We start from the raw sequence: 20363 nt of genomic DNA, 5'->3' as shown, positions 1-20363 counted from the left end.
CAGCAAAACCCTTTTTTTTGAATCTATATTGATAATAATTATCATTATCGTTAAAGTATCGTTCTCCTCTTTCGGTTTGCAGCGTCTACAAGGAAAGGAGTGTGAAGTTCGTTCATTGTTGCTGTTTCGTTGTAAGCAGTAGAATCTTCATCCAAAAAACGATTAAGGGAGAGTGTTTGTATTGGTAATCAAATTCCGTAAAAATCTCGTTATGTTCATGCTTCTTATCGTTGTAGCTGTTGCTGCTGTCACGCCTGCTTATGCGGCAACCTTCCCTGATGACGGAACTTACAAAATTGAGTATGCGGCTTATTCAGCTACCAGCAGCGCTCCATCGATGTTATCCGGCTATATAGCAGCACCTGCTGTTGTTGTGGCCGACGGCAATTCCTTTACCGTTACGGTAGAGTTCACTAGCGACAGCTACATCCAAAACTTCCGTGTTAATAATGGCGCGGGCTATGTGGAAGCAACGAGCGTAACACCAGCAACGGCAGGCAACTATGCCTTCCAGTTCACGACTGACGATCTTGACAGTTACGTTAATATTCAAATTTACGTAGAAATTCCGTCCTCGGTATATCCTCCGAATGGCTACCAATATACACGTGATGCACGCCTCTTGTTTAACACGGCTGGCGCAGTCGAAGCGTAAAGCTGATCTTGAGAAAAGGCTTGCCTTGCAGGCAGGCCTTTTCTTCTTTACATGATTGGTCGGAGCTTATTAGCTGGCTGATCTAATTTATATGAAAAGGATGTGGAAGGGATGAAGTTGAAGGGGAACTTGGCTGCGGTAATGGCCTTTTTGTTTATATTACAGACGGCATTTGCCGCTCCATTTGGCGTATCGGCTGCCGCCGCTCCACTGGCAGATGGCGAATATCCGGTAGGATTTTATTATTATGAAGACGGAAAGCAAACTCCCTCTAAGCTTCAAGATTATTCTGTTGCGGGCAGCGGAAAGCTGATCGGGCAGAACGGGACGGTCACATTCCAGCATGAGATCGTTGCGAAGGGGGACATTCCATTCGTCGGCATCTTGAAAGATGGAGCATCCCGAGCCGTTATTAGCGGCGGTAAGCTTATAAGCGGAGCAGAGAATTACATATCGGCTTACGGCAATGATCACAATGCCAATACTGCAAGCTATGTCATTAACGATTTGTCTAAAACGTATGATATTCTCATTCACGTCTATATTTCAACGCCGCAAATTCAATATGACAATTGGTATCCGGTTCAGCTGAAGCTCGATGCTAGCGGAATTGGCCCGGGAACAGAAGGCGGTCCAGTATCAGTGGAGGAGCTGAATACGCTTATTGCGGAAGCGAAAAGCCTTCATGATGCGATAACAGAAGGAACCGGAGACGGCTATTATCCGGCTGGAACGAAAATCGGGCTACATAACGCAATCCAAAAAGCAGCTGCAATTGCAGCTGAAGAAAACGCTACTGAATTGGAGTTTGGGAAAGCTTTCTTCGAGCTTAGCAAACAGGTGGAGCAGGTCAAAGCTTCTAAAATTGTCGTAGATAAAGCAGCGCTTCGCAATGTCATTGCAGAGGCACAGTCTGTCTATACGGCATCCAAACCGTTCGGGGCAGCGGCGGTTGCGGATCCGGTTGCCTATACAGGTGCAACAGATGCGCTTCGAAAATATATTGTCAGCGGGGGAGAAATTCCCGATACGCCAATTAGCACGAGCTACCGAAACAAGCTGCAGACGTACATAACTGCTGCTATTCAGGACCGGGACAATGTACAAGCCTCACAGGCGCAAGTGAACGGCAGAGTGTCAGACCTGCAAAGCTATTTAGTCGAAATTGCAGATAATGTTGCCACACAAGGAACAGGACGATTTGTTGTGCTGGATAGCCGCTCGTCTAACGCGGCAGAGTCCGAATTTGCCTCGTATTTTGTTCCAGAAACGGTCGAAGTGATCTCGGGAGCAAAAATATACGAGCGGATTACGATCCAAAATTATAGCGAGTTTAAGTCAAAATTCGTATCGCTGGATTGGTACAGCGCTACTTATAATCCTGCCTTCAGCGATGGAACCGGTATCGGTTCCAAACAGACGGTCAGGGAGGTTGCAAACCGTCCGGATAAGGACGAATATACAGGCCAGCTTATTCTGAATTCGACAAACCTGAATGCAACGAACGGATTGCTTCCTATCGTATACAAAACGGCTGATCAGCCTGCGGTTGAAAAGACACTGTACTTGAACTTCAATGTTGAGCTGTCCCATCAGTTGAAGCAAGCGGTTGAGGCCGCTCAAGCGCTGCATGATGGAGCAGAAGCTGGAACACGGCCGGGACAGTACGGCGCCGGGGCAAAAGAAAGCTTCCAAACGGTCATAACCGAAGTGAAGCTGACGGCAGATCACCCTGCTGCAGCAAGAGCAGATATTTATGCTGCGTCCGCTAAACTGGAAGCGGCTATTCAGCAGTTTGAAGCCGCCAGAGTTCCAGATCACGCAGACGGCAATTATTATGTGGATTTCAAAGTGCTGAAGGCGGGAAGTCCGGATGCCTCTGTCATGCAGACATTTGTTGTTACACCAGGCATGCTTCACGTTGTCGGGAACGACAAAACGTTTTATTTTACGATCAAGCAGGATTCCGTTATAACGGGCTTCAAGCTTAACGGGGAAAATGTACCGGTGCTATTCAGAGATACGGCAGCGAATACCCGCGTTGTTTATTTTACCATCCCTAATTTGACGACCGTCATTGACGGCTGGGTGAAAATCGAGTCGCCGGAAAATCACTACAGCGGTGAAGACCAGATTCGGCTTCAGTTCGATCCGGCTTCGGCGACTGCAACGCAGGACGCTCTGCCTGCGCCAAGTCCGAGCCCAACACCAAGCCCAACACCAAGCCCGACACCAAGCCCGACACCAAGCCCGACACCAAGCCCAAGCCCAAGTCCAATACCGAGTACTAGCCCGGAACCAAGCCCGCATCCAAGCACTAGCCCGAGTCCGGAACCAACTCCGGGTTCAAGCTCGCCCCCGAGCCCGACTCCGACACCAAGTCCGGGAACTAACCCGGGGACTGGCACGGTACCAAGCTCCAGCCCTGCACCAAGCGCAAAACCTGGCTCTAGCCCATCCCCCGGCGCTGGAAACAGCGGGGAGCCGGCTAAGTCCTTTTCCGATACGAAAGGGCACTGGGCAGAGGCTGCAATTGTACGTGCAGAAGCGCTTGGCATTGTGAAGGGCTACAGTGATGGAAGCTTCCATCCTGAGAATCCGGTTACGCGTGGTGAGTTCGCGGTCATGCTGAGCAGAGCGTTGAAGCTGGATACAGAAGCGGAGGAAGCAAGCTCTTTCACGGACAACGGTCAAATTCCTGATTGGGCCAGTTCCCATGCTTCAGCGGTCCAGAAGCAGCAATTGATTCAAGGCTATGCCGATGGAAGCTTCCGGCCTTCCGGCAGCATAAGCCGTGCGGAGCTGGCTGTTATTATCGCACGGGCTGCGAAGCTTGATACGTCAGCGGAATCAGCATCGGCTTTTGCCGATAACAGCAGCATTCCGAAGTGGGCCGTTAAAGAGGCAGCAGCAGCTGTTAAAGCAGGACTGCTGGAAGGGAAGCCAGGCAATACTTTGGATCCGCAAGCTAACGCGACACGAGCGGAGGTCATTGCATTGATAGTGAAGCTGCTTGACTGGCAAGCGGCAAAATAGCTCTAACAAAAGGCTGGCGCCATTTGAACGCGCCAGCCTTGTTTATTGCTTTACTCACCGCCAGAAATTGTATGTCCCTGCGAGTCCTCGATGTTGTTTTTCCATTTTACACGAATGGCATGGGAGCCATCGAATAAGTCAGGGCCATTTGAAACTTGGAAATGAATATGCGCCTCGGCGGAATTGCCGGAATTGCCGGTTTTACCGAGAAGATCGCCCGTTTTGACCTTATCCCCTTCTTTTACAATAATAGTGCCCTTCTTCATGTGTGCGGTAAAGCTGTATTCGCCGCCATGGTCGATAACCACGACATTGCCTTCGGGTGCTTTTTCATTCATAACGCCAACCGGCTCATTGTCAGGAACATCATTAATAACCTTTACAACTACACCGTCTGCAGGGGCAAAGGCATCCTGATTAAAGGCGTAGTAGCTTTCGTTTTTAAGCGGATCCCCGTTATACGATTTCTCATCCTTCACTTTAATGATGTCATAGGCATAACGCTGGCCAGGATATTCGTAGTGATAGTTCACCAAAGCGTTGATTCCGCCCCAATAAACGAACCAGTCTCCTTTAAACGGCGGCTCATACGCTACCTTCGTCAATTGAGCGTCGGTATCGGGGAAGATCTCAAGCGGCCGGACCTGCAGGCTGTCAATATCATTGTTCGCATCCAGGAGTGCAATCAGCCCTTTTTTGCCGCCAGGGGCCGTCCAAGACCGCAATTCCATTCCGTTCAGCCTCATGAAAGAGGATTGCTGCAGCGAGTCTACGCCTTTGCTAAAGTTTCCAACCAGGGCGCTGAAATCAGCCAGACTGATTTCATTCCTGAATGATTGGGTCGCATGATTGTAGATGGTCTTATATTCTCCGCGCAACAGGAGGTCTGGCAAATTCTCGAATTTAAATTCGCTCTTCTCCCCTTCGTTTGTCACTGCCTCTTTCACGGTCGGTGATGGTTCCGGTGCCTCTTTACTGCCTCCGCATCCAGCCAGCAAGCCGGCAAATGCACCTGCAACCAATATTAAAGCAACTTTTCTCATCTTAAAATTTGATTTTTTCTCCAACCTTAACGCCTCCGATTTATCGATTTTCTATTCTCAGTTAGAATAACAGGGCAACCTTATAGGAACTGAACGCTTTAGTGAACACAAGCTTAATTCATTTCCTTTTTATCGTAAGCAGAATTAAGACTGTGTTAAGAGAGCACGGTAGGTTCGGCTGCAAGGATCATGGTAAACTAATGAAATAAACTGCATGAAGGAAGCTGGTGTACAGAATGAACAATCATTCCATTCTGCTTGTCGATGACGAGCATTCTATAGTTGAATTAATGCGAACGGTGCTGGAGAAAGAAGGGTTTACCGACATCGACAGTGCGTCATCTGCTGAGGAGGCTCTCGCCGCTTGCAGAGGCAAGGAATATGACCTGATCGTTCTCGATGTTATGATGCCAGGACGAAGCGGGATTGAGGCCGCTCCTTTTTTGCGGGAAATGACTGACGCGCCAATCCTATTCTTGACAGCACGAACATCTGATTTTGATAAATTGACCGGCTTTGCGGTAGGCGGCGACGATTATATTACGAAGCCGTTTAACCCGATGGAGGTTGTAGCCCGCATGCGCTCGCAGCTGCGCCGGTATACGCATGCCAAACGGCTTGCCGCTGGTCAGCCTGGAGAGAGCACACGTCTGCATGCCCAAACGCAAAAGGTCTATGATTATGGAAGGTTTCAAGTAAATGCGGAAGCGGGAGAACTAATTGTTGAGGGCGAGACGGTATCATGCCCGGCGCTTGTCTTTCAATTATTGTTGTTTTTATGCGAAAACCCGAACCGGATATTTAGCAAAAGCGAGCTGTATGAGCAAGTGTGGGGCGTTGACGCCTTTAACGATGATAATACGGTAATGGTTCATATTCACCGCATCCGCGAGCGGATTGAAGCCGATCCCTCCAACCCTCAATTTATCGTCAATGTTAGAGGCTTAGGGTATAAGCTGATACAGCCGAAAGAAAAAGGCATCGAAAAGCGATGAACATTAAGCGGCGATTAGCTTTGCGGTTTGTTTTCCAATTATCGATTGCAGGTATCGTCTCTTTGCTGATCGTAGTACTGACCGGTCTTTGGGTCATTCGTCAATATGCCGAAATTCAAATTTCCCGCGATTTTGCCTCGGTTGGTCTGGAGCGGCTCGTCGAATCCTCCAAGCTGACCAAGGACGGCTTCGAATTTGAACCAGGCTTGCTGGAGCGGGTGAAGAAAAATAACGGCTGGCTGCAAAGCCTGGATGAGAACGGCCAAGTAGAACGTTCCTACAACACGCCGAATGATGTGCCCAAACAGTATACTTCCGGGCAGTTAATGGAGTATTGGCTGAACAAAAATTCGTTTCCTTATGAAATTTATCTATGGGTTCAGCAGAAGGAAGGCAAGCTGTTTACACTGATCTACGGAACGCGCAATGAGCTGACCCCGTTGTTTGAACAAGTGAAAGCGGGTTCTGCGCTTTCCGGCAAAGAGCTAATAATTCCGGAGAGAGCGGCTGACCGGCTGCGTGCGTTAGGCGGATTTGTTCAATTGCTGGATCGGCAAGGCAAGGAGCTGGCTTCGTTCAATAAACCAAAGGGAGTTGAGGATCACTATAAAATAGACGATATGGTCGTTCGTACTTTGTACTTCTACCGTTTTGACGACCGTATTCTCACCTCTTATGATGAGGACACAGGCAGAACCTGGATCGTAGGCGTTCCCAATATATCCGGCGGAAGCGTGGACCGGGGGTGGCTGCCGCCGGAGGGAAAAGTTCTCCTTACCGCAATGACAGTCATGTTCGTTGCGCTAATTATCGTCTTTATCCTGCTGTCTTTATGGAATGCGCACCGTTTCGGGGGGCCGATGCTTCATACGCTGGCTTGGCTGAATTCATTAGGCAAAGGAGATTTCAATGAGCCGCTTGACCGCAGAGGCATTGCAGGCAGCCGCAAGCGGACCGGGGAATGGCGTTCGCGATACCGGGTATTTGCAGAGGTGCTTTACTCCATTGATCATCTGGCTGCGACATTATTAAGAAATCAGAAGCTGCGGGAGCAAAACAAACATTTGCGGGAAGAATGGATTTCAGGCATTACCCATGACTTGAAAACACCGCTTTCCTCTATTAAAGGGTATACGCATATGCTTGCCGAGGACAGTTATGAATGGAGCCCGGAGGAGGTTCGCAAGTTTTCCCGCATTATGCTGGAGAAGGCTGCTCATATGGATACGCTTATTAACGACTTGGCCATGTCTTACCGGATCAGCGCCGGTATGCAGCAGGAAGAAGGAGAACGAATCGAACTGAATGAATGGATGGCAGAGGCTTTGGAGCGTGCAGGATCCAATCCTTTATTCAATAAAGAGAGAATCCGGTTCGTCCCGGCAGCCAAGCCGTTGTATGCGAAGCTGCATAAGCCTTGGATGGAGCGGATCGTGGCCAATATTGCTGCTAACGTATGGCTCTATAATCCTCCGGAGACGGTATTGACGGTAAAGGTTGAAGAGGTGGAGGACAGAGGGCAAGCAGCGATATCATTCAGCGACAACGGCAATGGCATGGACGGGGATACGGCCAACAGGCTGTTCGAGCGATATTATCGGGGGACCGACAGTGCAAGCTCAACGGACGGTTCAGGCCTAGGCATGGCTATTGCGAAAGGGCTTGTAGAGGCGATGAGCGGCGAAATTACGGTGCGAACCTATCCCGGCACCGGTACGACCATCCGGTTGACCTTCCCGACAATCAAATGATTAATGAAAAGAGAGCCCATTTTGCTGAATGCAAGAATGGGCTCTCTTTTCATTAATTACTTATTCAACAAACGCTGAAGCTCTTCTTCGACAAGCGCATTGCGTTTTTCTTGCTGCGGATTAGGGATGCTGGACGCTGAGCCGCTGTAGCTGCCATGCGGCGTTTTCGAGAGCTCACGCGCTGCCTCCCACTCCATTACCTTTTGCTCGATGCGGTCAAAGCCTCTTGCGGCCGAGCTGCCTTGGAAGGATGGGGCCGCAGGCGCACCGGATACGGCTCCGGCTTGCTGGACGCGGGCAATCAGCTCTGTACGTTTGCTTTGCAGACGTGTGCGTTCTTCTTTCAAGGATTCCAGGCGCAATTCAATTTCAGTTACGGCCTGTTGGGCAAATTCAAGCAGGCGGGAAGATTCCTCAGCATGCTCCTTATAGAGAAGCTTGGCTTCCAAAGCTGTTCTTGCTTCCGCCTCGCGGTCAGCAGATGCGGCTTGTACCGCTTTGTCTTCATAGTAAGCAGCTTGGCCATTTTGCTCATCCAGCTTCGATTGCAGCATCCGTACTTGTGCTTGCTGGGAAACCAGCGAACGCTCGGCTTTGGCGATGTCCTCGTCCAAATCTCTCAAGTAATGGTTCAGCATCATGACCGGATTTTCAATTTTGTCCAACATCTCATTTGCCGCTGCTTTCGTAATCGAAAAAACTCTCTCCAAAATTCCCATCATCATCTCTCCCTTAGTTTTTTATTAATCAAATAATTAAAAGTGGTATTGGTTAGTGTAGTTAAAATCGCCGTAAGGCGCTTTAGGAACGAAGATCGATGCGACGATGTAGATCAACACGACCGCCCCGAAGCTGAATAGTGCCGCTATTGCTACCAACAATCGAACTACAGTAGGATCAACACCCAGCCACTCCCCGATGCCTCCGCAAAGACCTGTCAGCTTGCGGTCAGTCTGTGAACGAAATAATTTTTTCATTTCCCATCATCCTTTCGACTTGCTCTTCGATGTCTTTATTGTAGTATGGATTCCGGCTGCTCGTAACAGTCCCCAGTCGGTTTCTGAAACTGGCCTTAAGGCGGGGAAAGACTGAGACGGGCGGCGGGGATGGGACGGCTTTGGCCATTCTGAAGGCGATATAAAGCGATTTAAGGCTGGAGAGATAGAGAGATGTTTGTACGGTTTACTTCAGGAAGCGCAGCAGCTCTTCATTGAACTTGTCCGGCTCATCAAACAGTATGCCGTGTCCGCTCTGCTTGAACTGAACAAGTGTAGAGCCGTCGATGCCGGCGAGCAGCAACGCAGCAAATTCCGGCGGGCAGATGGTATCACGCATCCCCTGGAAGATGGTTGTCGACGTCTTGATCTGCAGTATATCTTCACGTAAATCCTCGTCCCTGAGCGATTCGAAGGTACGTACGGTGCCCCAAGCGGAAGCCTCAAGCCCAAGCTGTTGAAGCCAGTCTTTGAAAGGACCGCTTATCGCCTTCTCCCCGCCGCCATCTAGAAATTGCGAGCCAAAGTCGCGAAGCAGCTGAGGCCGGTCTTGCTGGATTGCCGCAATTTGAGCTTCAGCCTCTTCACGCTTCATGCCGTACGGGTAATGGTCCCGCTGCGTGAAGGCTGGAGCGGCTGCACCCAGCAAGGCGAGTTTCCGGATGCGATAGCCGCCATGGCGCGCCATGTAACGAACAGCAATTGCGCCGCCTACAGAGAAACCGACTAAATAGACTTGATCCAGCTCCAAGCGGTCAATAACCGCTTTAATATCATCTGCCAAGCGGTCATAGCTGTAGCCTTCTGCCGGAGCATCCGATTTGCCGAAGCCCCGCTGGTCGATGCCGATGCAGCGATACCCCTGTTCGGAGAGCCAAGTAAATTGATATTCGAACATCCGGCTGTTAAGCGGCCAGCCATGCAGGAAGATGACTGGAGTCCCTTTCCCGACATCCTCTACATATAAAGTAACATTTTTTTCAACCTCTACATAAGTTCCCATCCCATTCTCTCCTTTCGGTTCCTATTTGTTTCATTACCCGTTTTGCCGGTCATTGAAAAGCCTGTTTAATGGGAATGATGAAGGGATAAGAATAAGAAAATAGAATAAATAGGATATAGATAAGAAGGAAGGTTGTGAGAGCATGAGCAAGGAGTTTCGCGTTTCAGTGAAGAAGAAAGTGAATCTCTCGAATTATGATCCTAAGGATACGGGCCGCTTTTCAAATAAAGACGAGTTAGCCGAGGAGATTGAGCAGCTGGAGCAGGAGCTGCAGGACCTGCAGGAGAAGCTGATCGCAGGGAAAGAGCATGCTGTTTTGTTTGTTTTTCAAGGCATGGATTGCAGCGGCAAGGATGGAGTCATTAAGAAGGTTTTTGCCGGGCTAAACCCGCAAGGCATCTCGGCGCATAGCTTCAAAGCTCCGACGGAGGAAGAATCCCGTCATGATTTTTTATGGCGGACACATCAAGTTGTACCGGCACTGGGACAAATCGCTGTTTTTAACCGTTCTTATTATGAGGATGTGCTTATTACGAGGGTGCATGGCAAGGTGGACGATGAGGAAGCCCGGCACCGCTTCAAGCATATTAATCATTTTGAGTCGCTGCTGGCGGATAATGGGGTTAAGGTTGTGAAGCTGTTTTTGCACATATCAAAGCAATTCCAGCTGGAGAAGCTGATCAGCCGGATCGAGGATCCGACTAAAAACTGGAAGTTTGATCCTTCCGATTTGCAGGAACGCAAATCATGGAAGCAGTACAGCAGCTATTACGAGGAGCTGTTCGAGAAATGCAGCAAGGCTTCGCCTTGGCATTTGATCCCTTCGGATAATCGCTGGTACCGGAATTACGCGGTGCTGAAAATTGCGGTTGAAGCATTGCGCAGCCTGGATCTGAAAGAGCCGCCTGCCAATCCGGAGCTGCAGCAGCTGCTGGCTGAAATTAAGGAAGCAGAAAAATAATAATGGCTGCATGCAAGTCCCCCGGTTATTGCCACATGCCGAGGGGCTTTTTCCGCTTCTGCACAAGGTTAGAGCTGCAACTTTACTTCCCCGGACAGCGTTAGGTGGATAACGACGCACTAAACTGGAGGATTCCAATGAAATATGTCATGCCTATTCTTCTGCTAGTCATATTGATCGGATGTTCGGCGCCCAATGACTTAACAAGGAATCAATCCGCAGCCAAAAGCTTCCTTGAAAAACGGGGCTATCAAGTTTTGTCCTATGAAGCCCATGCAGAAAGTTATGAATTAACGAAACAAAAAATAATTACCCTGCCCTATATGATGTATTGGGGACTACAGTCAGTTGACCCTGTCCCTTTTTTCGGCAAAACCATTGAAGTTGAAAAATTCAGTGTAAAAAACCACCCGCTTTCTGCTGGAAAAGTAAATGTATTCGTCTATGTAGTGAATGGAAAAGCAATCGGGGGCACGTCAGCCCCGTCTGACGATGAATCTGATGGAGGATACTGGTCGTTAGACGGCAAGACGCTGGAAGAGGTTCAAGTGAAGTCATATCAAGACTGGCAAAAGGATTGGCTGAACAAATATAGCGAGTAAGCTAGCTGGTGTAGGCCTGCGGAGGCCTTTCACAGGACCTGCAGCAGAAACAGTTACAGCTTAAAGCGTAGATGGCTAAACAAAAAAAGCTGCCGAGAATTTCTCGACAGCCTGACCGCCCCCCCAGCGGGTATGTAACGGGTATTACAGATTGCTAAATGCAGCGAACATGCTGCCCAGGAACAGTACAGCAATAAGAATGTAAATGACAAGTACAATTGCAGCCCACAGCAGTGCAGCTTTATAGTAGTTTTTCTTAGTCGGATTGCCTTCCCCGAAAGCCCAGACGAACATCATGATAATGCCAACGATCGGAATGATCGAAATGAGCATCATGAGCATCCATTCTCCTACCGTAATAACCGGCGATACTTGCTGGTTGTTGTACCCCGCGTTATACGGATTTGCTTGCGGTTCATTATTGAGTTCCAAAAATGATCTCTCCCTTTGATAATAATTGACGTCGTCACACAACGTTCACATCTTATTATAGCGGCTTAAATTCACTTTACAATCCCTTTTTTGCTAAAATCCCCCTCTTTTTTCAAGACTAATTGTTTTTTGCGGTCGTTTTACATCGAAATGAGATGATGAGAGTCAAATTTTTAATGATTTTGTCAACAAAACAAAGATACCTTTGTATTATATTCCCTAAATCGTTGAACATTCTTGGCATCTTAAATAATTAACGAAAAATTTAAATAAAGCCAAGCCATTGCCAGTCCGCATAATTGTCCAAGTTCCCTCATAGACATGTTACCAGTTGGAAAAACATTGTGAAGAGGGGTTGATTGGAATGCGTCGCATTACATGGGCCGCGGCAATTTTGTTAGTTTTCTCACTCGTATTGAGCGCTTGCGGGACGAAGGACGCCGAGTCCGTGGTCAAGGAGCTCGATAAGACGGTGAGCAGCATGGAGAGCTATCGGGGGAGCGGAACGATGACTCTCAATACCGGTACACAGCCTCTCCAGTATGCGGTTGAGGTTTCTTATCAGAAGCCTAATTTTTACCGGATTAAATTGACCAACACTGAGAAAGATATTACGCAAATTGTGCTCCGCAATGACGACGGCGTATTTGTACTCACTCCCCGTCTGAACAAAGTATTCCGTTTCCAAAGCGATTGGCCGCAAAACCAAGGCCAGGTGTATTTGTATCAGACGCTGGTACAAAGCATTTTGCTCGATAATTCCCGTCAATTTGCAGTCGAAGACAACTCTTATGTATTTGATGTCATGGCCAATTACAATAATGGCTCGCTTGCCCGTCAAAAAATCTGGCTGAACAAGTCGGATTTCAAGCCGGTGCATGTGGAAGTCAGCGATACGAATGCTTCTGTAATGGTAGACGTGAAATTCGATACCTTTGAATTCGGTCCGAAATTCGAAAGCAGCGCTTTTGAGACGGAAGCGAATATGAAATCTGCCCCATCCAACGGCGGTACTGGCGATCAAGCGACAACTGTAGAGCCTGATGACAACGGAGAAGGCAGCGAGCAAGCCACTACTCCTAGCGATAACAGCAGCAATGCCGGCACAAAAGCTGGCGCTGAAGCTAATAACGGTTCGAAAAAGGACCCTGCAGCAGGTAAAACGGATAATGCCAATGCAAACGGCGGGAAAACGGAAGAGGAAACCGATGAGACAATCGCTCAGCCGAATGAAGCGGGAGCCATTCTGCAAGTGATGCTGCCAACCTATATGCCGCAAGGCGTCTCGGAGAAAGACAGCGTGGATATCGTATTCGGCGGCAACGCCGGTCTCATGACCCGTTACACGGGCACCTACGACTACTCGCTCATTCAAACGCAGCCGAAGGATCAGGCGGCATCCTATAGCGAAGGCGAAATGTTTGATCTGGGCTTCACGATCGGACAAATCAGCAGCGGTGAAGAGCAGCGTACACTTACATGGTTGTATGAAGGCAATCAATTCCGTCTAACAAGCTCTACGTTGTCCGACAAGGAATTAACGAAAATTGCGCAATCCGTTCAGGCAGACACGTCAAAATAAGCGGCAGCGAGTTTCCAAGAGGTGCTAACTGTTTCAGGCGGCCAATTCATTGACAGCCCAAGCGGCAACGTATAACATTGTTTTTATGATGTTTATCGTCCGGACTGGATGTTGGATTTAGGGATTGGCCGTCAGAGAGGTTAGGTGAACGACTTGGATTCGTATTATCGCCCGACGAGGGTAGAAATTTCGCTCGATGCACTCAATCGCAATCTTCAAGCGTTCCGGAACACGATGCCTGAAGGCCGCCGGCTGCTTGTTGCTGTGAAGGCGAATGCTTACGGTCATGGAGCGGTTGCAGTTGCCCGCGAAGCCGAACGGTTTGGTGTCGACTATCTGGGCGTCGCTTTTCTAGATGAAGCGCTCCAGCTCAGACAGGCCGGCATAACGGCACCGATACTCGTGCTGGGTTACGTTCCCGCATATGCGCTGGAAGTTGCCCGAAGCCATGACGTTACGGTTGCCTTATTCCGTGAGGATGTTCTGGAAGCGGCTGCGGCGCTGCCGCAGAGTGAAGACGGCAAACGGTTGAAAGCGCATGTCAAGATGGATACTGGCATGGGTCGGTTAGGGTTGCTCGGCGTTCAAGCCGTTGCTGATTTTATCGAACGGGCGCTGAAGGTTCCGCAGCTTGAGGTTGAGGGACTGTTCACTCACTTTGCCCGGGCAGATGAGCTGGATAAAAGCCATACTAAGCAGCAGTATGAACGATTTAGTGAAATTGTGGATTATGTCAAACAGAAGCAGCTGCCGATTAAGATTATACATTCTGCGAACAGCGCAGCCGGAATCGATATGCCGGAATGGCCTAGCGATATGGTAAGGCTGGGCATCAGCATGTACGGTCTTTATCCTTCAGTTGAAGTGAAGCAGGACGCTATTGCGCTTGAACCGGTCATGTCGCTGAAAAGCGAGGTTGTCATGGTAAAGGAAGCGCCTCCAGGCTGGGGAATCAGCTATGGCTCCCGTTATGTCACTTCAAAGCAGGAGCAGATCGGAACGCTTCCCATTGGTTATGCCGACGGGTTTAGCCGGATGCTGGGCGGTAAAGCAAAGGTGCTGGTTAGAGGTGTGAAAGTGCCGGTGCTCGGAACGATCTGCATGGATCAATGCATGATTGCTTTGGACGAAGTATCAGTTGAGGAAGCGGTTCAGCCGGGCGAAGAGGTCGTGCTCATCGGCCGTCAGGGCGATGAGTGCATTACGGCCGAGGAAATCGCGGATCAGCTCGGTACCATTAATTACGAAGTAACATGCATGATGGCTGCCCGTGTTCCGCGTATTTATATGAAGAATGGCAAAGCGGTTGCAGTCGAAAATCCGTTGATTTAGGTGGAAAATTTTCCAAAACGCAAAAATTGCCAGAGTAAAAAGGAATTTCGTCAATTATCGCGAATTAAGTAAGGCAACTGATGTACAGGGAGCTATACGCGAAATCATACAGCATATTTGATATACGCAACACATAGATATGTTGGAGTATAGCGACGGCTTATTAATGCAATAATGAATATGAATGGTTGTTGGAAAAGTTTTGGGGGTGCTTGCTCGGTGGCCAATGTGCAGAACACCAAGAGGATCATGATTAGTTTGCCGGATCAGCTATTGGAGGAAGTGGACGGAATCGTCGCGAAGGAGAACTCTAATCGCAGCGAATTTATTCGGCAGGCCATGAAGCTGTATCTTGTCGAACGTAAAAAACGGCAAATCCGCGAATCCATGCAGCGCGGTTATCTCGAGATGGCGAAAATCAACTTGAATATGGCCTCAGAAGCTTTTCAAGCGGAGGAAGAAGCCGACAATATGCTGGGGCGTCTCGTAAGCGGGGTGTAGAGCTTGATCGTTAAACGCGGTGATGTTTTTTTTGCGGACTTGTCCCCCGTCGTCGGATCGGAGCAGGGGGGCGTAAGACCGGTGCTTGTCATTCAAAATGACATTGGCAACCGTTTCAGCCCGACTGTAATCGTGGCTGCAATTACGGCGCAGATTCAGAAGGCTAAGCTTCCGACTCATGTCGAGATGGATGCTGCTGCCCACGGATTTGACCGTGATTCTGTCGTGCTGCTGGAGCAGATTCGAACCATCGATAAGCAGCGGTTAACCGATAAGATAACCCATCTGGATGACGAGACGATGCGCAAGGTCGACGATGCCTTGCTGATCAGCGTTGGTTTAATCGATTTTTAATGGTTTTTGGATAGCGAAAAGAAAGCTTCTTTCTGCTCCGGCATAATGCCGTCTGCCGGGAGAAGCTTTTATTATTAACGTACCGATTGTTAGAATTGTTGCGCAATTCAAATTATGTATAGACAACATTGCTATTAGTTGTTATTATTACATTAATTGGTTGTTGAATTTCTATATAGTTAAGCAATGCTTTGCGAAGAACGCAAGTAGATTAGCCTTAAGGGCTACTGCTGCGTTCTTTTTTTTATGCGTTGCGGGCTTAGGAGGAGAGAAAAGATGAGCAGAAAGCGTAGTGCGGGTATTAGTGTGGCGGCCGCGCTCCTGTCGGTCTCGGTCGTTTATGGTTTGTTCCATATGCAGCGGCTGCAGCTGGAGAAGCAGGAGACGGTTGCGGTTGTCGTGCCGAAGCGGTTCATAGAAGCGGGCAAGCGTCTCGAAATGGAGGATCTAATTTACCGTCGTATGCCGCGGGATACGCTGGACAAGGATATGCTCCTTGATGCAAGCGCAGTAGCCGGGATGGAGACCGTCGTTCCGCTTGGAACGAATGAGCCGATTCTTGCATGGAAGATCAACCGCTACCGTTTGCTTCCGGCACGCTCAGAATCGACATTTCAAATCCCCCGGGAATACGTCCGCTCGATCTCTAACGGTATCCGGGCTGGTGACAAAGTAACCCTTTATGTATCCGGGGAAGGCGAGCCGTCCCGGCGGCTGTTCGAGGAACTGATAACGGTCGCATCCGTGAAATCATCAGGCAATACGGAGATCGACAATATGCAAAACTCGAATCTGTTGTCGCTCGCTGACGATGATAGGGCTCGTATGTACGCTTCGAGGCGGGATGCGAACGGGATGATTGACTATATTAATTTGAATCTGACAGAGGCGCAGTGGCTGCTAATTGACGGCTACTGTAAAGAAGGTGCGGGCAAGCTGGTTATCGCGTTTAGCCCGGAGTCGCTTAACGTGCCTGCGGAGCGGACGGGTGAGGGGTCATGAACGAAGCGGGAGCCGCTTCGCCAGTTATCGCTTTAGTGGGGACTACCCCGAATATCGGTACGACAACGGCGGCATTTGCATTGGCTTACCGGATTGCCGAAGCGAGCGATAAGCAAATCGTTTACTTATGCCTTCATCTGAAAAGCGCCAAAATCCACCGTTATCTCGGAGTGGACTCGCCTCCTGTCACATTGGACAAGCTTCGCCCGGAGCTTAAATCCGGTTCCTTAACGGCAGACAAGCTGCAGCGGGCCGTACATCGGGTGCCGGAACGGCCTTGCCTGCAAGTGCTGTTCGGCAATTTGCACCGGGATCAGGCCGAATACTTCACACCGGAAGAGGTTGAGCATTTGATCGACATTGCAGCAAGAGCCTTTTCCCTCGTCATCGTTGACGTAGGTGCCTATTGGGACAATGCAGCTACGATTTGCGCCTTGCGCAGAGCGGATTCCCGGATTGTCGTGACGACCGGCGCCTTATCGCATTTTCAGGAGGACGGGAAGCGCTGGATTCATCAGCTATCCCCATTGTTCGGCATTCAATCCGAGCAGTTTGCAACGATCGTTATTCAATCCCCGTGGGGCACAGGAGGTTATCGTATGAAGGAAATATGCAAAGAGATGGGTACGGCGAAGCTTGGAAAGCTTCAGTTGTCGAGCAATCTGTTCACGCAATTGGACAAAGGAACTTATAGTCAATGGTTGAAGGATGATCCGCAAGGAAGGACAGCAATGAAGCGACCGGCCGAAAGTATGATGATCAAGCATGGTCTCCGCCGTGACTTTCCCGCTGTCCATACGCAGCCCTGGTACCGGAAGCTGCTGTCGCACCGGAACGGGGTCGGATCATGACAACAGGCGCTGAGACCGGGAGCGGCGGCGCAGGACGGTTTTCTCCTACAGGCTATGCTTCGGCTGTCCGCCGGCTTGCCCCGGTAGGGGAAGGTGAAACTGCAGGACGCAGACAGGAACGCAGCGACGATTTCAGCAGGCTGGCGGAGGAGATGAAAGCTTACCTGGCTTCACCGCGCGGCTTGTCGGAGGAGGAACGGCAGCAATATAACGAAACGTTGAACCGGGCGGTTCTGGGATTTGCTGATGAAAGGGAGCAAATTCTTGCCATTATTGAAGATCAGCTCATTCGGCTGCGTATCCATCAGCTGGAAGGTTATGCGCATAGCTATCAGACTCTAGCTGAAGCGGTTTTTGCCGAGGTTATCGGTCTGAATGTGCTGGAGCTCGTTCTTCGCCAGAAGGATGATCTCGAGGAAATCCAGGTAGTAGGCACCGTTATTTATGAAGTGCGAGGCGGACATGCTGTACGCTCAAAGCATTGCTTCGATCATGAACGCGAGGTGGAGCGAATACAGCAAAACCTTGTTCTCTATAATAATGACCGGATTGGCCCGCGTAAAAGATGGGCCGAGGTTGTGCTCCGGGACGGCTCGCGCGTCACGATGACAGGCTTTGGCTTCACGTCGAGGCCAACGCTGACGATTCGATTTTTTATCGTCAGGAGCTTTAGTCTGGCAGCACTGGCTGCCCCGCCCTATTCGACGCTGAATATGCGCATGCTGGATATGCTTCAAGCCGTCCTCCAAGCTCGGTTCAATCTCGTCATCATCGGGCCGACCAATTCCGGCAAAACGCATCTAATCAAGGCGCTCATCGCCGAACTTCCCGATGAGGAGAGAATCGTAACGATCGAGGGCCGCTATGAGATGATGCTGGGCAGGGATTTTCCGAATAAAAACACGGTGGAATATGAAGCGGAGGAAGAGGATTCGCTGCACCGTGCGGAACAGGCCTTCAAGCTTGCATTACGTCAATCTCCCGACCGTATCATTCATGCGGAGATAAGGGATATGGATGCCAATATTTATGTTCGGGCCTGTACGAGGGGACATTCCGGCAGCATGACTACCGTTCATGCCAATACGCTGGAGGATGTGCCGGAGGCGATCTGCGACATGTGCATGCTGGATGGACGGGGAATGAATCCGGAGCGGCTGACGAAGCGGATTGCAGAGTATGTGACGCAAATCGGCATCGAGATGCGAAATGTGAACGGCAGACGGGTTATTGCCCGCATTGGAGAAATCGATTGGGCTTCAGGAGGCGTTATTGTTCGGGATTGGGCTCGTTACGATGAACATACGGGAGATTGGCTATTCCCGGAAGCTCCGTCTGCCAATGCTAGAGTAAGGTTTGATCGGGGAGGAGCGGCTTATGAATAAACTGTCGATTGCTGCTGCTGCCCTGCTGCTGGTTCTGCTTCTTTTCATAGCTATCCGGTTCGCGCTTACATTGTGGAGCGCTGAGCAAGCAAGGCGGGATAAGCTAGCCTTCCGTCAAAGGGGACGTATCAGCTTCCGGCTGACCGAAAGATTGAAGCGGTATGACAGGCTGTACAGCCATTTGGCGGAGCTGCTCGAAACGCTGCAGCTCAAGCTGTCGCCGACAGGACTGGCTGGCTTTTCGGTTCTATTGCTTCTTGCCGGCATTGGAGCAGGCGGGATTTATTTTCAAAGCATAAAAGGGACACTGCTCATCGGACTCGTTACCGGCTTTCTGCCGTACACGACGCTAAGAGCGATGCTCGTTCAACGGCAGTTGCAGCTGCAGCTTGATTTTTTGCCATCCATTGAACTGTTCTATCAATGTTATTTGGTGACGGGGGGCAGGCAGGTGCGTATTGCACTTCAGCGTACTGTAGAGGAGAGAAGGCTGTTAGGGCCAATTCAGCCCGTATTTGAGCAGCTATACCGTAATCTGTCTGTACGGGGAGATGATGAAGCCAGCCTGCGCATTTTCGCCGCTTCGCTTGGCCATATCTGGGGCCATTATTTTGTTAATATTATCCGGGCGGCACTCTCTGAAGGGACGCCGATTGCTGACAGCTTGAAGGAGCTCATTGCGGACATGCGCAAGGCCAGGCGATCGAATGAACAAGAGCGTAATCGGCTGCTTGAAATCCGAATTGTCAATTTTACACCGCTGCTTTTTCTAGCTTTGTTTATTGGCATTAATGTGCATTACAACAAACAAAGCGCTTATCGGTACTACGTTCTTGACCCTGGCGGGAGAGACATGCTTCTCAATGCGGTTGTACTTATCTTTTGCTCGTTTCTAATGGGATTATGGCTTTCGCGCCGAAAGCTATAGCCAGCCGTAGCCGTTGTACTGATAAATAAGAGAGGAGGTTAGCGGCGGCTATGCAAATGCAAATGACCCAATGGCTTACGGGCTTCAGCCTATTTGCAGGTCAGCTGATATTCGGTTTTTTTGCCGTGCTTGCTCTGTTTCGGCTGCTTCCGCGAAGAAGACCGCGCTGGACGCATTTAGTGAAGCTGGACTGGCAGCATCAAACGGTACCGGACAGATGGCTGCGAAGACTGAGGCTGGCGCGGGAGCAATCTTCCTTTACCGAGCGGGAGACGCTGCTGGCCGGCTGCGGTTTTACGGCTGATGCAGCTTGGTACGTTGCTGGAAGGCGCATACTGCTTGTTGTGCTTCCGTTGATTATGTTAGGGCTGCTCGGGCTGCAACTGAGGCAGGGGCGAGTCGGGCTTTTAACGATCGGGCTTGTTGTGCTGATAGCAGCGCTATACGCAGATTTGCCTTGGCTACGTTCAATTCGCAAGCTGAGAGCTTACCGCATTACGAAAGAAATTTATATTATGAGCAACCAGCTGCTTTACTTGGCCGAATCTTCGCTCCATATTCATACGAAGCTGACGCGCTGTGTGCCGTATACTCGCGTTCTGCGGGGAGAGATGGACAGGTTGTTGACGGAGTGGTATCACGATGCCGAGCAGGCGCTTCGGCGGTTTAAGCACCGGATCGGAACCGATGACGGCATGAGCTTTGCCGAGACCATTGACTCCTTAAGACTGCATGAGAGTCCGGAATACTATGAGCTGCTTCGCGAGCGGATTCAGGATTATAAGGAGAAGTTAGAGCTCGCGAAGGAAAGCCGCAAGGAGACCGCTTCATACGGGCTGTTTATCATTGCAGGAATCCCTATTCTGTATACATTCCAAGTGTTTATCTATCCATGGATCAGAGAGGGACAGAAGCTGTTCGAGTCTTTGGGTTAATTCGCTATGGAAAGGGGGGA

Annotated in this window: 20 protein-coding genes; 15 read left to right on the top strand and 5 right to left on the bottom strand. The window is 49.8% G+C overall.

The genetic code is table 11. The features are described 5' to 3' along the window. The first annotated feature begins 181 nt into the window (after nucleotides 1-181). Nucleotides 182-655 carry an NEAT domain-containing protein gene (locus ACFVVF_RS24465; protein ID WP_387815167.1) on the top strand — a complete coding sequence of 158 codons (474 nt, stop codon included), beginning with the start codon at nucleotides 182-184 and terminating at the stop codon, nucleotides 653-655. A 111-nt stretch (nucleotides 656-766) separates the two neighbouring features. Beyond that, the gene (locus ACFVVF_RS24460) at nucleotides 767-3691 is read left to right on the top strand and encodes an S-layer homology domain-containing protein (RefSeq protein ID WP_387815165.1); all 2925 of its coding nucleotides are present in this window, start codon (nucleotides 767-769) and stop codon (nucleotides 3689-3691) included. Between the two features lie 50 nt (nucleotides 3692-3741). On the opposite strand, the gene ACFVVF_RS24455 is transcribed toward ACFVVF_RS24460, so the two are convergent. Continuing rightward, on the bottom strand, nucleotides 3742-4734 hold the full coding sequence (locus ACFVVF_RS24455; protein WP_387815164.1) for a M23 family metallopeptidase: 993 nt from the start codon (nucleotides 4732-4734) through the stop codon (nucleotides 3742-3744). Nucleotides 4735-4970: 236 nt separating this feature from the next. Between ACFVVF_RS24455 and ACFVVF_RS24450 the strand changes: the two genes are divergently transcribed. Continuing rightward, the gene (locus ACFVVF_RS24450; RefSeq protein WP_387815162.1) at nucleotides 4971-5729 is read left to right on the top strand and encodes a response regulator transcription factor; all 759 of its coding nucleotides are present in this window, start codon (nucleotides 4971-4973) and stop codon (nucleotides 5727-5729) included. Then, nucleotides 5726-7480 carry a sensor histidine kinase gene (locus tag ACFVVF_RS24445; RefSeq protein WP_387815161.1) on the top strand — a complete coding sequence of 585 codons (1755 nt, stop codon included), beginning with the start codon at nucleotides 5726-5728 and terminating at the stop codon, nucleotides 7478-7480. The genes ACFVVF_RS24450 and ACFVVF_RS24445 overlap by 4 nt, the downstream gene beginning before the upstream one ends. Before the next feature lie 56 nt (nucleotides 7481-7536). Here ACFVVF_RS24445 and ACFVVF_RS24440 read toward each other — a convergent pair whose 3' ends face one another. The 3 genes from ACFVVF_RS24440 to ACFVVF_RS24430 all read right to left on the bottom strand — a co-directional run bounded on the left by ACFVVF_RS24440 (nucleotide 7537) and on the right by ACFVVF_RS24430 (nucleotide 9478). Further along, nucleotides 7537-8199 (bottom strand): PspA/IM30 family protein, encoded by a 663-nt coding sequence (locus ACFVVF_RS24440; protein ID WP_387815411.1) that lies wholly within the window; start codon nucleotides 8197-8199, stop codon nucleotides 7537-7539. 36 nt (nucleotides 8200-8235) lie between these two features. Beyond that, nucleotides 8236-8457: a PspC domain-containing protein gene (locus ACFVVF_RS24435; protein WP_387815159.1), complete on the bottom strand. Its 222-nt coding sequence runs from the start codon at nucleotides 8455-8457 to the stop codon at nucleotides 8236-8238. A 205-nt stretch (nucleotides 8458-8662) separates the two neighbouring features. Next, nucleotides 8663-9478, bottom strand: a complete 816-nt coding sequence (locus ACFVVF_RS24430; RefSeq protein ID WP_387815157.1) for an alpha/beta fold hydrolase — start codon at nucleotides 9476-9478, stop codon at nucleotides 8663-8665. 142 nt (nucleotides 9479-9620) lie between these two features. Between ACFVVF_RS24430 and ACFVVF_RS24425 the strand changes: the two genes are divergently transcribed. Together ACFVVF_RS24425 and ACFVVF_RS24420 are read left to right on the top strand one after the other, a co-directional pair. Continuing rightward, the gene (locus ACFVVF_RS24425; RefSeq protein WP_387815155.1) at nucleotides 9621-10439 is read left to right on the top strand and encodes a PPK2 family polyphosphate kinase; all 819 of its coding nucleotides are present in this window, start codon (nucleotides 9621-9623) and stop codon (nucleotides 10437-10439) included. A gap of 137 nt (nucleotides 10440-10576) precedes the next feature. Continuing rightward, nucleotides 10577-11041 carry a hypothetical protein gene (locus ACFVVF_RS24420; protein ID WP_387815153.1) on the top strand — a complete coding sequence of 155 codons (465 nt, stop codon included), beginning with the start codon at nucleotides 10577-10579 and terminating at the stop codon, nucleotides 11039-11041. Nucleotides 11042-11185: 144 nt separating this feature from the next. On the opposite strand, the gene ACFVVF_RS24415 is transcribed toward ACFVVF_RS24420, so the two are convergent. Next, nucleotides 11186-11473, bottom strand: a complete 288-nt coding sequence (locus tag ACFVVF_RS24415) for a hypothetical protein (RefSeq protein WP_387815151.1) — start codon at nucleotides 11471-11473, stop codon at nucleotides 11186-11188. A 364-nt stretch (nucleotides 11474-11837) separates the two neighbouring features. Here ACFVVF_RS24415 and ACFVVF_RS24410 point away from each other — a divergent pair, with 364 nt between their 5' ends. The 9 genes from ACFVVF_RS24410 (at nucleotide 11838) to ACFVVF_RS24370 (ending at nucleotide 20343) form a co-directional block, all read left to right on the top strand. Then, nucleotides 11838-13055, top strand: a complete 1218-nt coding sequence (locus ACFVVF_RS24410) for a LolA family protein (protein WP_387815149.1) — start codon at nucleotides 11838-11840, stop codon at nucleotides 13053-13055. Nucleotides 13056-13208: 153 nt separating this feature from the next. Further along, on the top strand, nucleotides 13209-14387 hold the full coding sequence (gene alr, locus ACFVVF_RS24405) for an alanine racemase (protein WP_387815409.1): 1179 nt from the start codon (nucleotides 13209-13211) through the stop codon (nucleotides 14385-14387). 219 nt (nucleotides 14388-14606) lie between these two features. Beyond that, a complete protein-coding gene (locus tag ACFVVF_RS24400; protein ID WP_387815147.1) occupies nucleotides 14607-14888 on the top strand; it encodes a CopG family ribbon-helix-helix protein in 282 nt (93 codons plus the stop codon). Between the two features lie 3 nt (nucleotides 14889-14891). After that, nucleotides 14892-15242 (top strand): type II toxin-antitoxin system PemK/MazF family toxin, encoded by a 351-nt coding sequence (locus tag ACFVVF_RS24395; protein WP_028609438.1) that lies wholly within the window; start codon nucleotides 14892-14894, stop codon nucleotides 15240-15242. 276 nt (nucleotides 15243-15518) lie between these two features. After that, nucleotides 15519-16244, top strand: coding sequence for a CpaB family protein (locus ACFVVF_RS24390; protein ID WP_387815145.1), 726 nt, complete (start codon nucleotides 15519-15521; stop codon nucleotides 16242-16244). Beyond that, the gene (locus tag ACFVVF_RS24385; protein ID WP_387815143.1) at nucleotides 16241-17095 is read left to right on the top strand and encodes a CpaE/TadZ family protein; all 855 of its coding nucleotides are present in this window, start codon (nucleotides 16241-16243) and stop codon (nucleotides 17093-17095) included. Before ACFVVF_RS24390 ends, ACFVVF_RS24385 begins: the two co-directional genes overlap by 4 nt. Then, nucleotides 17092-18480, top strand: coding sequence for an ATPase, T2SS/T4P/T4SS family (locus tag ACFVVF_RS24380; RefSeq protein WP_387815141.1), 1389 nt, complete (start codon nucleotides 17092-17094; stop codon nucleotides 18478-18480). The genes ACFVVF_RS24385 and ACFVVF_RS24380 overlap by 4 nt, the downstream gene beginning before the upstream one ends. Beyond that, on the top strand, nucleotides 18473-19408 hold the full coding sequence (locus ACFVVF_RS24375) for a type II secretion system F family protein (protein ID WP_387815139.1): 936 nt from the start codon (nucleotides 18473-18475) through the stop codon (nucleotides 19406-19408). The genes ACFVVF_RS24380 and ACFVVF_RS24375 overlap by 8 nt, the downstream gene beginning before the upstream one ends. Before the next feature lie 50 nt (nucleotides 19409-19458). Beyond that, on the top strand, nucleotides 19459-20343 hold the full coding sequence (locus tag ACFVVF_RS24370; protein ID WP_387815137.1) for a hypothetical protein: 885 nt from the start codon (nucleotides 19459-19461) through the stop codon (nucleotides 20341-20343). Nucleotides 20344-20363 lie beyond the last annotated feature (20 nt).

This window comes from Paenibacillus sp. NPDC058174 (assembly GCF_042883865.1).
GTDB lineage: Bacteria > Bacillota > Bacilli > Paenibacillales > Paenibacillaceae > Pristimantibacillus.
The sequence above is the reverse complement of the archived record's forward strand: the minus strand, read 5'-3'. Positions and strand labels throughout refer to the sequence as shown.

Excerpts from the sequence above, each read along its gene's own strand:
- ACFVVF_RS24460 (WP_387815165.1), top strand. The coding sequence starts at position 767 with ATGAAGTTGAAGGGGAACTTGGCTGCGGTAATGGCCTTTTTGTTTATA.
- ACFVVF_RS24455 (WP_387815164.1), bottom strand. The coding sequence starts at position 4,734 with ATGAGAAAAGTTGCTTTAATATTGGTTGCAGGTGCATTTGCCGGCTTG.
- ACFVVF_RS24450 (WP_387815162.1), top strand. The coding sequence starts at position 4,971 with ATGAACAATCATTCCATTCTGCTTGTCGATGACGAGCATTCTATAGTT.
- ACFVVF_RS24445 (WP_387815161.1), top strand. The coding sequence starts at position 5,726 with ATGAACATTAAGCGGCGATTAGCTTTGCGGTTTGTTTTCCAATTATCG.
- ACFVVF_RS24440 (WP_387815411.1), bottom strand. The coding sequence starts at position 8,199 with ATGGGAATTTTGGAGAGAGTTTTTTCGATTACGAAAGCAGCGGCAAAT.
- ACFVVF_RS24435 (WP_387815159.1), bottom strand. The coding sequence starts at position 8,457 with ATGAAAAAATTATTTCGTTCACAGACTGACCGCAAGCTGACAGGTCTT.
- ACFVVF_RS24430 (WP_387815157.1), bottom strand. The coding sequence starts at position 9,478 with ATGGGAACTTATGTAGAGGTTGAAAAAAATGTTACTTTATATGTAGAG.
- ACFVVF_RS24425 (WP_387815155.1), top strand. The coding sequence starts at position 9,621 with ATGAGCAAGGAGTTTCGCGTTTCAGTGAAGAAGAAAGTGAATCTCTCG.
- ACFVVF_RS24420 (WP_387815153.1), top strand. The coding sequence starts at position 10,577 with ATGAAATATGTCATGCCTATTCTTCTGCTAGTCATATTGATCGGATGT.
- ACFVVF_RS24410 (WP_387815149.1), top strand. The coding sequence starts at position 11,838 with ATGCGTCGCATTACATGGGCCGCGGCAATTTTGTTAGTTTTCTCACTC.
- ACFVVF_RS24390 (WP_387815145.1), top strand. The coding sequence starts at position 15,519 with ATGAGCAGAAAGCGTAGTGCGGGTATTAGTGTGGCGGCCGCGCTCCTG.
- ACFVVF_RS24385 (WP_387815143.1), top strand. The coding sequence starts at position 16,241 with ATGAACGAAGCGGGAGCCGCTTCGCCAGTTATCGCTTTAGTGGGGACT.
- ACFVVF_RS24380 (WP_387815141.1), top strand. The coding sequence starts at position 17,092 with ATGACAACAGGCGCTGAGACCGGGAGCGGCGGCGCAGGACGGTTTTCT.
- ACFVVF_RS24375 (WP_387815139.1), top strand. The coding sequence starts at position 18,473 with ATGAATAAACTGTCGATTGCTGCTGCTGCCCTGCTGCTGGTTCTGCTT.
- ACFVVF_RS24370 (WP_387815137.1), top strand. The coding sequence starts at position 19,459 with ATGCAAATGCAAATGACCCAATGGCTTACGGGCTTCAGCCTATTTGCA.